This window comes from Pandoraea pnomenusa, from assembly GCF_040391475.1.
Lineage (GTDB): Bacteria > Pseudomonadota > Gammaproteobacteria > Burkholderiales > Burkholderiaceae > Pandoraea > Pandoraea pnomenusa_C.
The window spans coordinates 1-15483 of the sequence record NZ_JBEBXS010000007.1 but is presented as its reverse complement, the minus strand read 5'-3'; the positions used below and the strand labels follow the sequence as shown (position 1 = coordinate 15483).

General features: G+C 62.4%; 14 protein-coding genes. 11 read left to right on the top strand and 3 right to left on the bottom strand.

Annotated features, from left to right (window positions below; genetic code table 11):
• Positions 1-6: 6 nt before the first annotated feature.
• The 9 genes from ABWO90_RS09455 to nagZ all read left to right on the top strand — a co-directional run bounded on the left by ABWO90_RS09455 (position 7) and on the right by nagZ (position 8748).
• A complete protein-coding gene (locus ABWO90_RS09455; protein ID WP_353190967.1) occupies positions 7-252 on the top strand; it encodes a glutaredoxin family protein in 246 nt (81 codons plus the stop codon).
• Positions 253-446: 194 nt separating this feature from the next.
• Positions 447-2252 carry a translation elongation factor 4 gene (lepA, locus tag ABWO90_RS09450; RefSeq protein WP_353190966.1) on the top strand — a complete coding sequence of 602 codons (1806 nt, stop codon included), beginning with the start codon at positions 447-449 and terminating at the stop codon, positions 2250-2252.
• Positions 2253-2270: 18 nt separating this feature from the next.
• A complete protein-coding gene (gene lepB, locus ABWO90_RS09445; protein WP_353190965.1) occupies positions 2271-3185 on the top strand; it encodes a signal peptidase I in 915 nt (304 codons plus the stop codon).
• 275 nt (positions 3186-3460) lie between these two features.
• Complete coding sequence (gene rnc / locus ABWO90_RS09440; protein WP_502922583.1) at positions 3461-4471, top strand: ribonuclease III; 1011 nt, start codon at positions 3461-3463, stop codon at positions 4469-4471.
• Positions 4472-4528: 57 nt separating this feature from the next.
• A complete protein-coding gene (gene era / locus ABWO90_RS09435) occupies positions 4529-5422 on the top strand; it encodes a GTPase Era (RefSeq protein WP_353190964.1) in 894 nt (297 codons plus the stop codon).
• Positions 5409-6404, top strand: coding sequence for a DNA repair protein RecO (recO, locus tag ABWO90_RS09430; protein WP_353190963.1), 996 nt, complete (start codon positions 5409-5411; stop codon positions 6402-6404). Before era ends, recO begins: the two co-directional genes overlap by 14 nt.
• A complete protein-coding gene (gene pdxJ, locus ABWO90_RS09425; RefSeq protein ID WP_353190962.1) occupies positions 6401-7162 on the top strand; it encodes a pyridoxine 5'-phosphate synthase in 762 nt (253 codons plus the stop codon). Before recO ends, pdxJ begins: the two co-directional genes overlap by 4 nt.
• 18 nt (positions 7163-7180) lie before the next feature.
• Positions 7181-7717 carry a holo-ACP synthase gene (gene acpS, locus ABWO90_RS09420; protein ID WP_353190961.1) on the top strand — a complete coding sequence of 179 codons (537 nt, stop codon included), beginning with the start codon at positions 7181-7183 and terminating at the stop codon, positions 7715-7717.
• Complete coding sequence (nagZ, locus tag ABWO90_RS09415) at positions 7714-8748, top strand: beta-N-acetylhexosaminidase (protein WP_353190960.1); 1035 nt, start codon at positions 7714-7716, stop codon at positions 8746-8748. The genes acpS and nagZ overlap by 4 nt, the downstream gene beginning before the upstream one ends.
• A gap of 124 nt (positions 8749-8872) precedes the next feature.
• On the opposite strand, the gene efp is transcribed toward nagZ, so the two are convergent.
• Both efp and earP read right to left on the bottom strand, forming a co-directional pair.
• Positions 8873-9430 carry an elongation factor P gene (gene efp / locus ABWO90_RS09410; RefSeq protein WP_353190959.1) on the bottom strand — a complete coding sequence of 186 codons (558 nt, stop codon included), beginning with the start codon at positions 9428-9430 and terminating at the stop codon, positions 8873-8875.
• 137 nt (positions 9431-9567) lie between these two features.
• Positions 9568-10794 carry an elongation factor P maturation arginine rhamnosyltransferase EarP gene (gene earP / locus ABWO90_RS09405; protein WP_502922591.1) on the bottom strand — a complete coding sequence of 409 codons (1227 nt, stop codon included), beginning with the start codon at positions 10792-10794 and terminating at the stop codon, positions 9568-9570.
• 133 nt (positions 10795-10927) lie between these two features.
• On the opposite strand from earP, the gene uvrC reads away from it, so the two are divergent.
• Positions 10928-13171: an excinuclease ABC subunit UvrC gene (gene uvrC / locus ABWO90_RS09400; protein WP_353190957.1), complete on the top strand. Its 2244-nt coding sequence runs from the start codon at positions 10928-10930 to the stop codon at positions 13169-13171.
• 88 nt (positions 13172-13259) lie between these two features.
• Here the strand turns inward: uvrC and kch are convergent, their stop codons facing one another.
• Positions 13260-14486 carry a voltage-gated potassium channel protein gene (gene kch, locus ABWO90_RS09395; protein WP_353190956.1) on the bottom strand — a complete coding sequence of 409 codons (1227 nt, stop codon included), beginning with the start codon at positions 14484-14486 and terminating at the stop codon, positions 13260-13262.
• Between the two features lie 176 nt (positions 14487-14662).
• On the opposite strand from kch, the gene pgsA reads away from it, so the two are divergent.
• Complete coding sequence (gene pgsA / locus ABWO90_RS09390; protein WP_353190955.1) at positions 14663-15256, top strand: CDP-diacylglycerol--glycerol-3-phosphate 3-phosphatidyltransferase; 594 nt, start codon at positions 14663-14665, stop codon at positions 15254-15256.
• Positions 15257-15483 lie beyond the last annotated feature (227 nt).

Genomic DNA, 15483 nt, shown 5'->3' with positions numbered 1-15483 from the left:
CGTAATATGACCGCGCCGGCGTTCACCCTTTACGGTCGCAAGTGGTGTCATCTGTGCGATGACATGCTTGCGGCACTTGAGGCGATGCGCCCGGCGTGGGATTTTTCGGTGACGGTTGTCGACGTCGACAGCGACCCGTTGCTCGAAGCCAAATATGACGAAATCGTGCCGGTACTGGCCCTCGGGGAGCGAGAGCTGTGCCGGTACCGCTTCGACCCCGCGGCCGTTGCCGCCGCCTTTCGCGCCGACTGACACGCCGACTGACACGATTCGTGCGTTTCACGAACCGCACCACGACCTTCCCGTCATTGCCGATGAAACGCCGCGATGCATGCGATTCCGGACGGAATCGGCGCGGTTTCGGCTAAAATATCGTGTTTGCCGATTCTCTCGAAAGCGGCTGCCGAGCCGAATCCGATGGCACCGACTTTTCTATAGCCCGCCTCATGGACCATATTCGCAATTTTTCGATCATCGCCCACATCGACCACGGGAAATCGACCCTGGCCGATCGCATCATTCAGCTGAGCGGCGGTTTGTCCGATCGTGAAATGGAATCCCGGGTGCTCGACTCGATGGATCTCGAGCGCGAGCGCGGCATTACCATCAAGGCCCAGACGGCTGCGCTGCAATACAAGGCGCGCGACGGCAAGATCTACAACCTGAACCTCATCGACACGCCCGGGCACGTCGACTTCTCGTACGAAGTGAGCCGCTCGCTGTCCGCCTGCGAAGGCGCGCTGCTGGTGGTCGACGCCTCGCAGGGCGTGGAAGCCCAGACGGTTGCGAACTGCTACACGGCCATCGAACTCGGTGTGGAAGTGGTGCCGGTGCTCAACAAGATCGACCTGCCGTCTGCCGAGCCGGAAAACGCGATCCAGGAGATCGAAGACGTCATCGGTATCGAGGCGACGGACGCCGTGCGCTGCTCCGCCAAGACCGGTCTCGGCGTGGAAGAGGTGCTCGAAGCCCTGATCGCCAAGGTGCCGCCGCCCAAGGGCGATGCGAACGCACCGCTGCAGGCGCTGATCATCGACTCGTGGTTCGACAGCTACGTGGGCGTCGTGATGCTCGTGCGTGTCGTAAACGGCACGCTCAAGCCGAAGGACAAGATCCACCTGATGGCCACGGGCTCGAGCCATCTGGTCGAGCAGGTGGGCGTGTTCACGCCGAAGTCGCAACAGCGCACGTCGCTGTCGGCCGGCCAGGTGGGCTTCATCATCTCGGGTATCAAGGAACTGGGCGCTGCCAAGGTGGGCGATACCGTCACCCATGCATTGACGACCACGACCAAGCCCGCACCGGAACCGCTGCCCGGCTTCAAGGAAGTCAAGCCGCAGGTGTTCGCCGGCCTGTACCCGGTCGAGGCGAACCAATACGATGCCCTGCGCGAATCGCTCGAAAAGCTCAAGCTCAACGACGCCTCGCTGCAATACGAACCGGAAGTGTCGCAAGCCCTCGGCTTCGGTTTCCGTTGCGGCTTCCTCGGCCTGCTGCACATGGAGATCGTGCAGGAGCGTCTGGAGCGCGAGTTCGACATGGACCTCATCACCACGGCACCGACCGTGATCTATGAGGTGACGGAGCGCGACGGTACGATCGTCTCGGTGGAAAACCCGTCGAAGATGCCCGATCCGGGTCGTATCGAGGAAGTGCGCGAGCCGATCGTGACCGTGAATCTGTACATGCCGCAAGAGTACGTCGGCGCGGTCGTCACGCTGTGTCAGCAAAAGCGCGGTATTCAGATCGACATGCAGTACCACGGCCGTCAGGTACGTCTGATCTATGAAATTCCGATGGCGGAAATCGTGCTCGATTTCTTCGATCGCCTGAAGTCCGTGTCGCGCGGTTATGCGTCGATGGACTACGAGTTCAAGGAGTATCGTGCCTCGGACGTCGTCAAGGTCGACATGCTCATCAACAGCGACAAGGTGGATGCACTGTCGATCATCGTTCACCGTTCGGAGAGCCGTCGCCGTGGTGCGCAGGTCGCTTCGAAGATGCGCGAGATCATTCCGCGTCAGATGTACGACGTGGCGATCCAGGCGGCCATCGGTGCGAACATCATTGCCCGTGAAAATATCAAGGCATTGCGCAAGAACGTGCTGGCGAAGTGCTATGGTGGCGACATCACGCGTAAGAAGAAGCTGCTCGAGAAACAGAAGGAAGGTAAGAAGCGCATGAAGCAGGTGGGGAGCGTCGAGATTCCTCAGGAAGCGTTCCTTGCCATTTTGCAAGTCGAAGACAAATAACGTAGCGACAGGTCCCGCATGAATTTCGCCCTGATTCTTTTGATCCTGGTGCTGGTGACCGGGGTGGCCTGGGTGGCCGACAAGTTGGTGTTTCAACCGGCGCGCCGCCGGGCAGCGCAGGAGGCCGTGGCGCAATTCGACCAGCAGCAACTCGCGTTACAGGGTTCCGGCATTCAGGGCTCTGGCGCGCAGGAAGGCAACGCGCTGGCCAGCGCGCGCGCCAAGCTGCACGACGACAAGCTGCGTCAGCCGTGGTGGCTCGAATATTCGGCGAGCTTCTTTCCGGTGATTCTGGCGGTGTTCGTGCTGCGCTCGTTCGTGGTCGAGCCGTTCAAGATTCCGTCGGGCTCGATGATCCCGACGTTGCTCGTGGGCGACTTCATTCTCGTGAACAAGTTCGACTACGGGATCCGTCTGCCGGTGATCAACAAGAAGGTGATCGAAATCGGCGAGCCGAAGCGTGGCGACGTGGTGGTGTTCCGTTATCCGAAAGATGAGTCGATGGACTACATCAAGCGCGTGATCGGCGTGCCGGGCGACGTGGTGGCCTACGAGAACAAGAAGCTGACGGTGAATGGCGAGGTCGTGCCGGAAGTCGCCATGCCGGACTACTTCGACGACGAACACATCGCTTATTTCAAGCAGTTCGAAGAGACCGTTGGTGGCGTGAAGCACCGGATTCTGAACGATCCGAACGTGCCGCCGTACATCATGGGCGCCGACGACTTCCCGAACAAGCAGAACTGCCAGTACAACAGCCAGGGCGTGATCTGCAAGGTACCGCCGGGTAACTACTTCATGATGGGCGACAACCGCGACAACAGCGCGGACAGCCGCTACTGGGGCTTCGTGCCCGAGCAGAACATCGTGGGCCGTGCGTTCTTCATCTGGATGAACTTCTCGAACCTCCGTCGCATCGGCAGCTTCCAGTAAGCGATGCGGGCGTCCGGGGAGCTGGCTTCCCGGTCACGAATTCGATTAATGCGGAAATTGACGGTAAATCGTCGATTTCCGCATTATTGTTTTAAAAATAGAATTAATTGAAGCGACGGGTGAGGGCCACCGGGGGAATTCGTCTGGCGACGCTCCGGAATTGTCCGATCCATCGCCCTCACGCGAGTCTGAAAAGCCCGTCCGACGGCGGTTAAGCCCGTCGTTTCTTGGCGACGGCGCGCGCCGGGGCGGGAGCGTCGCGCTATACTTGCGCCATGCCTCAATCTCTGAATCAACTGGAAGAACGTCTCCAGTACCGTTTCCACGATGCGGAATTGCTTTGCCAAGCATTGACGCACCGTAGCCATAGTGCCGCCAACAATGAGCGGCTGGAGTTTCTCGGCGATTCCATTCTCAACTGTTCGGTCGCGGCGATTCTGTTCCGTCGCTATGGCAAGCTCGACGAAGGCGACCTCTCGCGTGTGCGCGCCAATCTCGTCAAGCAGCAGTCACTGTACGAAATCGCGCAGACGCTGGGGGTTTCCGATTTCCTGCGTCTGGGTGAAGGCGAGCTGAAGAGCGGCGGATTCCGACGTCCGTCGATCCTGGCCGACACGCTCGAAGCGCTGTTCGGCGCGATGTATCTGGATGGCGGTTTCGAGAAGGCTTACGCCGTGATCGAGCGGCTGTACACGCCGGTACTCGAGCACGTCGACCCGAAGACGCTTGGCAAGGACGCGAAGACGCTGCTTCAGGAATACCTGCAGGGGCACAAGATCGCACTGCCTCAATACACGGTGATCGCCACGCACGGCGCCGCACACAACCAGCAGTTCGAGGTGGAGTGTACGGTTCCGAAGCTCGACATCAAGGTTGGCGGGTCGGGTGCCAGCCGCCGCGCGGCTGAACAGGCGGCGGCCAAGAAGGCGCTCGAGGAAGTGCAGAAGATGCCGGCGCTCGCCAAGCCGAAGGCCGAGAAGAGTGCCAAGGCGGCGAAGAAGCGTGCGGCGAAGGCTGCGGCATCCGAGGCGAAGAAGGCCGAGAAGGCGGGGCAGGCTGGTGCGCTGCCGAACGGGGAGTCTCGCGAGACCAAGGACGTGAAAGATGCCAGAGAGCCGAAGGACGGTGCGACCAGCGCCCCGGCCATGACCGCATCCGGCAACGGCACCACGGCACGCACTGCGGCGACCTCGCCGGAAAAAACCGCCGAAAAATCTGCGGATAAGTCTGCGGACAAGGCATCGGAAAAGACCGAAGCCGCCAAGCTACCCCCGGCAGCCGCCTGAGTTCCATTCAAGGGGAGCGCGCACAGCGCCAGCCCCCTATCGAGAGAGTTACCCACCATGAACGATAAGACGGATTTTCGCTGCGGGACCGTGGCGATCGTCGGGCGTCCGAACGTCGGCAAGTCGACGCTGCTCAACGCCCTCGTCGGTCAGAAGATCAGCATCACGTCGCGCAAGGCGCAGACCACGCGCCATCGCATTACCGGCATTTGCACCACGGACGACGCGCAGTACATCTTCGTCGACACCCCCGGGTTCCAGACGCGTCACGCAACCGCGCTGAACCGCTCGCTGAACCGCGCGGTGACGTCCACGCTCTCGAGCGTCGATGTCGTGCTCTTCGTGATCGAAGCGGGCAACTTCGGCGCGGACGACGAGAAGGTGCTCAAGCTGCTGCCGGAAACCACGCCGGTCCTGCTGATCGTCAACAAGCTCGATCGCATTGCCGACAAGGCCGAGATGCTGCCGTTCCTGCGCAAGGTGGGCGAAGCCCGCGACTTCCGCGAGATCGTGCCCCTGTCGGCCAAGCGTCCCGACGACATCAAACGTCTGCTCGGCGTGTTGCGCCCGTATCTGCTGGAAGGCGAGCCGATCTACGGCGAAGACGACCTGACCGATCGCAGCGAACGCTTCATGGCCGCGGAAATCCTGCGCGAAAAGGTATTCCGCTGGACGGGCGACGAGCTTCCGTACACCAGCACGGTCATCATCGACAAATTCGAGCAGGAAGGGAATTTGCGGCGCATCTTCGCGACGATTCTGGTCGATCGAGACAGCCACAAGGCGATGATCATCGGCAATAAGGGCGCGAAGCTCAAGCAGATTTCGACCGACGCTCGCCTCGACATGGTGAAGCTGTTCGACGGACCGGTGTATCTGGAGGTCTGGATCAAGGTCAAGGGCGGCTGGGCCGACAACGAGGCCGGCCTGCGGGCGTATGGCTACGAGTGAGCTCGACACTTCCCGCGAAGCCGTTGCCACGCCGGACGACGTAACGCCCGCCGTCATACGGCGTGCGCCTCGGGCCGAGCCGTCGGCGACGGCCAGTAATACCCCCACGCGCCCGGCGCGTCAGCCACGTAGCGCGCGCTCGCGAGCCGTGGATGACGACGCCTCCGAAGCCTTCGCGCAAGCCGAAGCGAATACCGAGACGGTCAAACCCGAAACGCGTCGCGTGCGCCGCGCGCCGTCGCCCGCCCGGGCAGCCGAGCGTGAGCAGAGCCGTGTGGCGGAGCAACCCGGCTTCGTGCTTCACAGCTATCCCTATCGCGAAACGAGTCTGATCATCGACGTGCTTACGCGCGATCACGGCCGTATCGCTTTGGTCGCGAAGGGGGCAAAACGGCCTCACTCGGCGTTGCGTGGCGTACTCCAGACGTTCCAGCCGCTCTCGCTCGCGTGGCTCGGCAAGGGCGAATTGCGCACGCTGACGAAAGCCGAATGGGTCGGCGGGCTGCGTCCGCTCGAAGGCGACGCCTTGCTCTGCGGCTTCTATCTCAACGAACTGCTGGTGAAGTTCTGCGCGCGCGACGACCCGCATGACAAGCTGTTCCAGCACTACCTGACAACGTTGCATCATCTGGCGCACGGCGAACCCGCCGGCGTGATCCTGCGGGCGTTCGAGCGTGTGCTGCTGCGGGAGACGGGCTACGCCGTGGCGTTCGACCGATGCACACAAACGCGCGGCAAGGTCGTGCCCGAACGTCGCTACGTGTTTCATCCCGACTGGGGCGTGCGTCCGGCGGGTGGTGACGAACCCTCAGACTGGCCGGTCGTTAGCGGGCAGACATTGCTCGACATGGAGCAAGACGACTATTCGCGGGCGCAGACCGTGCAGCAAAGCAAGCTGCTCATGCGCTTTCTTCTCAACCACCACTTGGGCGGCGTGCCGCTCAACACCCGGCAGATCCTGCTCGACCTGCAAAAACTATGAGCCTCTTCTTCCAAGGCAACCTCATCGACCTGGGGGTGAACATCGATCACGTGGCCACGGTGCGTAACGCGCGCGGCACGACGTATCCCGATCCGATCAAGGCGGCGCTGTTGGCCGAAGCGGCGGGCGCAGACGTCATCACGCTGCACCTGCGCGAAGATCGCCGCCATATTCGCGACGACGACGTGACGAACCTGCGCGACAAGCTGATTACGCGCATGAATCTCGAGTGCGCGGTGACGGAAGAGATGCTGGCGATTGCCTGTCGCGTGAAGCCGCACGATGTCTGCCTGGTGCCCGAGCGTCGCCAGGAACTGACGACTGAGGGCGGGCTCGACGTGGTGGGACTTTACGATCGCGTTGCTGCGGCCACGCAGCAGTTAAGCGAAGCGGGCAGTCGCGTGTCGCTGTTCATCGATCCGGACGAGGCACCGATTCGTGCGGCCGCCCGTATGGGCGCGCCGGTCGTCGAACTGCATACCGGCCGCTATGCCGAGGCGCACGACGAGGCAACGCGCGAAGCCGAATTCGCGCGTATCGAGCGCGCAGTGGCACTGGGCGTGTCGCTCGGTCTGCGTGTCAATGCCGGGCATGGCCTGCACTATGAGAACGTGCAGCCGATCGCTGCCATCGAAGGTATCTCCGAGCTGAACATTGGGCACGCGATCGTGGGCCACGCCATCTTCACCGGCTGGGAGAATGCCGTGCGCGAGATGAAGGCCATCATGGTCGCGAGCCGCCTGGCAGCACGCAGTTAAGTCCTGACGCATCGAACCATGACTGACGCCCCGCTGCCGCCGTCAACGCCCGCCAGTACGCCCACCAGTACGCCCTCGTTGCCGAATGGCGGTAACGTCTCGACCCCGGCGACCGGGGCCACCACGATCTACGGCGTAGGAACGGACATCCTGCAAATCAGCCGGGTCATTGGCGTGATGGAGCGCACTCAGGGACGCTTCGCCGAGCGTGTGCTCGGCCCGGAGGAACTGAAGGTTTATTACGCCCGTCAGAAACGGTCGGAAGCGCGCGGGCTCGCTTACCTGTGCACGCGTTTCGCAGCGAAGGAAGCCGTGTCCAAAGCTATCGGACTCGGTATGCGCTCGCCAATGACGTGGCGTGCGGTGCAAACGCTCAATGCGCCGTCTGGCAAGCCAGTGGTCGTGGCGTCGGGCGACTTGGTCCAGTGGCTGGCCGAGCGGCAGATATCGATCGAGATTTCGATCACGGACGAGAAGGAATATGCGGTCGCCTTCGCGATCGCATCACGTAACTTAGGCAACATTGGCAATATTGCATCGGAGAAAACGCAATGACGAAGCGCAGGCCGGGCCCGGTGATGCTGGACGTCGTCGGGCTGACCCTCAGCGAGGACGACATCCGTCGCATCGAACATCCGTTGACCGGGGGCGTCATCCTGTTCGCCCGCAATTTCGATGATCGCGCGCAGCTGTGCTCGCTCACGAAGCAGATTCGCGACGTGCGCGACGACATTCTGATCGCTGTGGACCACGAGGGCGGGCGCGTACAGCGTTTCCGTACCGACGGCTTTACGCATCTGCCCGCGATGGGCAAGCTGGGCAAGCTCTGGCACGAAGATGTTTTCAAGGCCACGCGCGTGACAACGGCAGTGGGCTACGTGCTCGCGTCTGAGTTGCGGGCGTGCGACATCGACCTGAGCTTTACGCCGGTGCTGGATCTGGATTACGGCACGTCCGTCGTGATCGGCGACCGAGCGTTCGATGCCGACCCACGCGTGGTGGCCATGCTGGCCAAGAGCCTGAACCATGGGCTATTGCTCGCGGGTATGGCAAATTGCGGCAAGCACTTCCCTGGGCACGGGTTCGTGGCGGCCGATTCGCATCACGAGATTCCGGTCGACGAGCGTTCGCTCGACGAAATCCTGGCCGTGGATGCCCAGCCGTACGACTGGCTCGGGATGTCGCTCTCGGCGGTCATGCCGGCGCACGTCATTTATCCGCAGGTCGATCCGCATCCGGCCGGTTTCTCGGCGAAATGGCTCAAGGAAATCCTGCGTGGCAAATACGGGTTCGACGGCGTGATCTTCAGCGACGATCTGTCGATGCAAGGCGCGAGTGCGGCGGGCGACGTGGTCACGGCAGCGCATGCCGCGATGGATGCCGGTTGCGACATGGTGCTCATCTGCAATAGCCCGGAGAAGGCCGATCGCCTGTTGCGGGAGATGAAGGTGGCGCCAGATACGGTGTCGCAACGGCGAATCAAGCATCTGCAGGGCCGTGGCAAGTCGCACGGCTGGGAGAAGATGCTGGCGCAGCCGGAATATCAGGCCGCGAAGCGTCTGATCGCGGAGACGTTCGGCGGGTAACGCTCACGCATCAACGCCAGACATGAAAAAAGCGCTCGACCCCGAAGGGAAGAGCGCTTTTTTGTGGCCTGCGCGGTATTCGGCGCCGCGTCATCCGGAGATGGCGCGGGCAGTGCCGAATCGCTTATGCGCGGCTCTTGTACTCGTCGGTACGCGTATCGATTTCGATCTTGTCGCCGGTGTTCACGAACAGCGGCACCTGGATTTCCAGCAGATCGTTGATCTTTGCGTTCTTCAGCACCTTGCCCGACGACGTGTCGCCCTTGACGGCCGGTTCCGTGTACTCGACAACGCGCACGAGGGTCGTCGGCAGTTCGACCGAGATGGCCTTCTCGTTGTAGAACACGACTTCGCACGGCATATCCGGCTCGAGGTACTTGATCGCGTTGTCCATGTTCTCGGCTTCGACTTCGTACTGGTTGTACTCGGCGTCCATGAACACGTACATCGGGTCGGCGAAGTACGAGTACGTCACTTCCTTCTTGTCGAGGGTGACGGTCTCGAACTTGTCGTCGGCGCGATAGGTGAATTCGCCGCGGCCTTCCTTCAGCAGCTTCTTGTACTTCAGCTTGACCATGCTGGAGTTACGGCCCGACTTGACGAATTCGGTGCGGAGCACGACGTTCGGCTCATTCTCCAGAATGAAGACGTTACCGACGCGGAGTTCTTGAGCGGTTTTCATAAAAAACGAGATCCTGTGACGAAATAAGCGATTTGCCGCTTGTTGAGCGCTTCCATACGCCCATTCGCCGCTTGATTCCCGCGTCCGCCCGAAACATCCGGGGCAGCAGGTTCAGCAGCAAAGCGTTGAAAAACCAGCTATTTTACCTGATTTTCGACGAAACTTGCCAACTGTCGCGCGAGGTCCGGGAGGTGCGCCTGCGCGCTTGCCCACGCTTGCGCATGGCGTCTCAAGGCGGGCAGCGCCGTCGCCAGGGCGGCCCAGTCCGGCGCGGTGCTGGCATAACCGTTCCAGAGGTGCCAGAAGGTACGAAGCGCTTCGCGTTCCGCATGTCCCAGGGGGAGGGCGTCGGAAGGCAACTCTGCCAGATAGTGCTCGAGAAAGGCGTCGAGCTTCGCGTGGTGGGCGTTATCCGCTTGCGGATAGATGTGCCAGACGAACGGCTTCGCCGCCCATTGCGCACGTACGAACGAGTCTTCCCCTCGCACGAAATTCAGGTCGCACGCCCAGAGCAGGTGATCGAAATCGTGCTGTGGGACAAACGGCAGGCCGTATGCCGTCAGCGCCCCACGCGTCGCCGATTCGCGCGGCGCGAGGGTTTCCCGCCCGAACCACTCGCCGACGGCGGGGGCGATTCGACCTTGGGGAACGAGGCAGACGACCGGCGTTTCGTTTTCCGACCATTGCGTGAGCAACGCTGGCAGCGCGGCGTTCTCATACCCAAACAACGAGACAATCAGCGCTTCTTGCGGCGCGGCAGTCAGGCCAAGTGTTCGTTGCCACCAAACGTCACGCAGTTCGGGGGACGCCAGAAATGCATCGCGTCGGGAAAACAGCTCCCGTTCTCGGATCAGCCCACCGGCGCCAGGCGTGAACCCGGGCATGAAAATCGTTTTGACGAGTCCCAATTGCGGATGGACCGACTTCTGCATGTGGAACTCGTTGACCCAGGACTCGGCGCTCAGATACTCCAGGTTGATCCACACCGGCGCGTTGCCGGTTTGCTTGCGGGCGTGCATCGCCTGGAGATAGGCGTCCGGGAGATGGCAGGCGAACCCCTCGATGACGATGTCCCCTGGCGCGTTGCCATCGTTGATCGGGCCGAAATCCGCGTCCCAGCGGCGCACGTCGACGCCGTCGCAGCGTTGTGCGGCCAGCGTCGGATCGATGTCCGGGCGCAAGTGCCGGAAGCTGGCGAGATCGTCGACCCACAGGCGTACCGACCAGCCGTGTTCGCGCACGAGTTGACGGGCGAGCCGCCAGCACACGCCAATGTCGCCGAAGTTATCGACGACGGCACAAAACAGATCGCAACGCGGGATCAGGGGGCGGACGTTGGCGGTGGTGGGCGATGCGGTGGGCAGGGACATTGAGAAGCGGCGACGCGGATTGGTCTAAACTTCTGATTTTAGTCCCTGTGACGCGTGACGATGCCGGCGACGCCCCGATGACGATCACGCCAGCTCACCTGAAGGGACATCCCGACCGCCAGAGTTCATGACAGAAGACGCCAACGACGTCACTCCCCCGCGCAAGACCCGTAAAGCGAAATCTGCCGCCGGTGCGGACGTCGCGGCGTCGACCGGCGACACCAACGATGCCCCGGTGTTCGATGCCCGCAAGGTACTCGCGCAACTGCCGAACTTGCCGGGCGTCTATCGCTACTACGACGCGGCAGGCAATGTGCTGTACGTCGGTAAAGCACGCAATCTCAAGAAGCGCGTCTCCAGCTACTTCAACAAGACGCAGTTGTCGCCGCGAATCGCGTTGATGGTCGCGCGCATTGCGAAGCTGGAAACGACGGTCACGCGTTCGGAAACCGAGGCGCTGCTGCTTGAGAACAATCTGATCAAGGCGCTGCATCCGCGTTACAACATTCTGTTTCGCGACGACAAGTCGTATCCGTTCCTGAAGCTCACGCAGCACAAATATCCGCGCATGGCGTATTACCGCGGCTCGGTGGATCGTCGCGGCCAGTATTTCGGTCCGTTCCCCAGCGCGTGGGCGGTGCGGGAGAGCATCCAGATCCTGCAGAAGGTATTCCAGTTGCGGACTTGCGAGGATTCCGTGTTCGCGAATCGCACGCGTCCGTGCCTGTTGCATCAGATCGAGCGGTGCAGCGCGCCGTGCGTCGGCGCGATTCAGGACGAGGATTACGCGCGTGACGTGAACAACGCCGCCGCGTTCCTTTCCGGACGTCAGAACGAGGTGCTCGGCGCGTTGGAAAGCAAGATGATGGCCTATGCCGAAGCGCTCCAGTTCGAGCAGGCCGCGGTCGTGCGCAATCAGATGCAGGCGCTTTCCGGCGTGCTGCAGCAGCAATCCGTGGAGACGGCGGGCGACGTCGACGCCGACATCCTCGCGGTTGCGTATGCGGGCGGGCGCGCGTGCGTGAACCTCGCGATGGTGCGTGGCGGACGTCACCTTGGCGACAAGGCGTACTTCCCGGCGCACGTCGAGCGTGGCGTCGAGGGCGGTATTGCCGACGAGTTTGACGAAGACGGCGTGCTGACATCGGAATCGTCCGAAGTCGATTCGGACGGTGCCGGGTCAGCGGCGGGCAACAGCGCGGGCAATAGTGCGGGCATGGCGGGTGATATGGCAGGTGACGTGGCCGGCGAGATGCCATCGGACACGCCTTCAGCGTCGCTCGAATCGCGTCTGCTGGAAGCGTTCGTTGCGCAGCATTACCTCGGCCAGTCCGTGCCGCCGGTGCTGATCGTGAGTCATGCGTTGCCGAGCGACGAGTTGCTCGCCGCGCTGTCCGAGCAGGCCGGGCGTCGCATTGCGATGGTGCGGCAACCGCAGGGCCAGCGCCGGGCATGGCTCGACATGGCGTTGCAGGGCGCGCAGCTGGCGCTCACGCGTTTGCTCACGGAGCAGGGTAGCCAGCAAGCGCGCACACGCGAACTCGTGCAGACGATCGGGCTCGATATCGACGACCCGGCGCTGCTGCGCGTGGAGTGCTTCGACATCAGTCACACGCAGGGTGAGGCGACGCAGGCATCGTGTGTGGTGTTCCATCATCACAAGATGCAGACGAGCGAGTACCGGCGCTACAACATCACGGGCATTACGCCGGGCGACGACTACGCGGCCATGCGCCAGGTATTGACGCGCCGGTATGGTCGGTTGATGGAGGCGGCGGCTACGGCCGTGAGTGACGCGGCGGATCCATCGTCGGTGGCGGCCGATGTCGCGCGCGCCGAAGCCGAGACGATGGTCATGCCGGACAGCGGCGAGACACCGCAGGCCGAGACGTCGAGCAAGCCGGAAGCCTCCGACGTCGAGGCCAACCTGCCGCAGTTGGTGCTGATCGACGGTGGTAAAGGCCAGGTCGAGGTGGCTCGCCAGGTGTTCGTCGAGCTGGGAATCGACATTGGCAGGCTGGTCGGCGTGGCGAAAGGCGAGGGGCGCAAGGTCGGTCTCGAGACGCTGATCTTCGCCGACGGACGCGCGCCGCTGGAGCTGGGGCGCGAGAGCGCGGTGCTGATGCTGATCGCACAGATTCGCGACGAGGCACACCGTTTTGCGATCACCGGCATGCGCGCCAAGCGTGCGAAGGCGCGTCAGACGTCACGGCTCGAAGAGATCGAGGGCATTGGCGCGAAGCGGCGTCAGCGCTTGCTGATGCGATTCGGCGGCTTGCAGGGCGTGGCCTCCGCGAGCATCGACGAGCTGGCCAGCGTCGAGGGTATTTCGACGACGTTGGCCGAGCAGATCTATCGTCAACTGCACTGATCCGCTGATCCGCTGATCCGCTGATCCAGTGATCCAGTGATCCAGTGATCCAGTGATCCAGTGATCCGCGCGACGCGGCGATGGCGATTTACGTGTCGCCGTGAAACAGCAGCCGCATCACGGTATCGTTGTCGACGGTTTCTCCCGAGAGCGTGCGGGCCAGCAGTTCGCCGCCCACTACGGGCGGCGCGAAGATCATGTCCGGTTGCACGCGCTTGAGCTTGCTCAGGTGCTTGCTGTCGTTCACGGACGCGATGGTGCGTACGGCCGGCGCGATTTCCTTGGCGGCGAGCACGATGAACGCGTTCTCCGAGTCGTCGGCGCGCAGGGCGAGGACAGCCTTGGCGTGATCGATGCCGGCGTGTGTGAGCACGGTGTTGTCGCTGGCATCGCCGTGCATCACGTCCGCGTCTTCCGGATACGGATTGTCGACACCGTTGGCGATGATCACGGTTACCGGCCATCCGCGCTTCGTGAGTTCATGATGGACGTTGACCGCGAGCGGCGACGCGCCGGCCACGATGAAGTGGTTCTTTCGTATCACGTGAGTGAACCTCCCCGCGAGAATTTTCTTGAGATTGCCGCCGACGAGCGGGCCGATCACGACGGTCAGCGATGTGGCGAACACGCTGATCCCGAAGATGATGACCGAGGCGGTGAAAAGCCGCGCGTCGGTGGAGTGCGGCACGATGTCGCCGTAGCCGACGGTGGTCATCGTCACGATGGAAAAGTAGAACGCCGTGGCCAGATCGGTGACGGGCGGCTGGAACTCCTGGCCGAGATACATCGTGCCGAACGTCGCATAGACGATCAATGCGAAGACGGCCACCAGCGTGTACAGCGTGGCGGCCGCGAAGCTGGCCCGGTCGAATTCGCGCCAGTACCAGAGCAATAACCCGAAGCAGACGATCGAGAGCACGAACGTCACATCGAAGTGGATATTCAGATGGAAGTTGATCGCGGCGGCCAGCACGAGCATCACCAGCGTGAACGCCCAGGCCGTGCGTGCCCGGATGATGAGCCCGCACGCGAGCGCAACGAGGGCCAGGCCGACGAGCGCGCGGGGCAGATGCGAGAAGTCGATGCGCTCGATGGCGTTCAGGCCGAAGAGCAGCCGCGGCAGGTGCGTGGCTTCGATGCGTTCCAGTGCGGAGATGTCGCCGCGCACGAAGAGATCGATGAGCAGCGAGCCGGGCACGCGCAGCAGCACGGAGGCGACGAGCAGCAAGCCATCGATGCCGACGAGCGCCGCGATGATGACGTGCGGTGGCAGCAGGGGGCGTCGCAGAGCGTGCAGGGGCCAGGGCAGTTTCACGAGATCGGCGCTATTGGCGGGTTGTTGCGAGCAAGATAGGGTCACACTGGCGCACATGTCAACCGTCGTGCGGCGCTCCGGCCTTGTCGCTGCGGGGCATACACGGCACAATGCGGGTCTGGTACGGCTGCCGAGTGCGCCGTGTGTCGACTGCTGTTTGCCGAACTCATGCTGCCATGCCTTTCAACGTCCCCATCTTCCTGACCTGGCTTCGGATCGTGCTGATCCCGTTGGTGGTCGGCGTCTATTACTTGCCGACGACGTGGTTGTCGTCGGTCGAGATGAACTGGGTGGCGTGTGTCATCTTCGTGCTGGCGGCGCTGACCGACTGGTTCGACGGGTTTCTGGCGCGGCGCTGGAATCAGACGTCGGCGTTCGGGGCGTTTCTGGACCCGGTGGCTGACAAGCTGATGGTGGCGGCGGCGCTGTTGATGTTGCTGCAGATGGGGCGGATCAATGCGTTGGTGGCGTTGATCATCATTGGCCGCGAGATCACGATTTCGGCGTTGCGGGAGTGGATGGCGCAGATTGGGGCGTCGCGCAGCGTGGCGGTGCACCAGTTGGGCAAGATCAAGACGGCGGCGCAGATGGTGGCGATTCCGTTGTTGCTGTTCAACGGCACGGTGGCGTGGGGCGGATTGCGTTTCGACTCGCGTTTCTGGGGAACGTGGCTGATTTACGTGGCGGCGGTTCTCACGTTGTGGTCGATGCTGTATTATCTGCGCCGCGCGTGGCCGCAGATTCGAGAGCGCGGTGGCGGCAAGATGTGAGTGTAAGTCCCTGAAGACGCGGGATTTGCGCGGTGGAGGAGAAAAATCTTCACATTTTTTCGGTGCAGGTGCTTGACACTGAATCACTGTTTAGACATAATCTCCTTCTCGCTGCTACGGCGCCAGCCCGGCAGCGAAGTTTTAAGAAGTGGTTGGATTGGTAGTACGCATGACAATGCGGGAGTAGCTCAGTTGGTAGAGCGCAACCTTGCCAAGGTTGAGGTCGC

Bases quoted from the DNA above. Each gene is read 5' to 3' on its own strand.
- lepB (WP_353190965.1), top strand. From the start codon at position 2,271: ATGAATTTCGCCCTGATTCTTTTGATCCTGGTGCTGGTGACCGGGGTG.
- efp (WP_353190959.1), bottom strand. From the start codon at position 9,430: ATGAAAACCGCTCAAGAACTCCGCGTCGGTAACGTCTTCATTCTGGAG.
- era (WP_353190964.1), top strand. From the start codon at position 4,529: ATGAACGATAAGACGGATTTTCGCTGCGGGACCGTGGCGATCGTCGGG.
- lepA (WP_353190966.1), top strand. From the start codon at position 447: ATGGACCATATTCGCAATTTTTCGATCATCGCCCACATCGACCACGGG.
- pgsA (WP_353190955.1), top strand. From the start codon at position 14,663: ATGCCTTTCAACGTCCCCATCTTCCTGACCTGGCTTCGGATCGTGCTG.
- pdxJ (WP_353190962.1), top strand. From the start codon at position 6,401: ATGAGCCTCTTCTTCCAAGGCAACCTCATCGACCTGGGGGTGAACATC.
- uvrC (WP_353190957.1), top strand. From the start codon at position 10,928: ATGACAGAAGACGCCAACGACGTCACTCCCCCGCGCAAGACCCGTAAA.
- acpS (WP_353190961.1), top strand. From the start codon at position 7,181: ATGACTGACGCCCCGCTGCCGCCGTCAACGCCCGCCAGTACGCCCACC.
- ABWO90_RS09455 (WP_353190967.1), top strand. From the start codon at position 7: ATGACCGCGCCGGCGTTCACCCTTTACGGTCGCAAGTGGTGTCATCTG.
- recO (WP_353190963.1), top strand. From the start codon at position 5,409: ATGGCTACGAGTGAGCTCGACACTTCCCGCGAAGCCGTTGCCACGCCG.
- rnc (WP_502922583.1), top strand. From the start codon at position 3,461: ATGCCTCAATCTCTGAATCAACTGGAAGAACGTCTCCAGTACCGTTTC.
- nagZ (WP_353190960.1), top strand. From the start codon at position 7,714: ATGACGAAGCGCAGGCCGGGCCCGGTGATGCTGGACGTCGTCGGGCTG.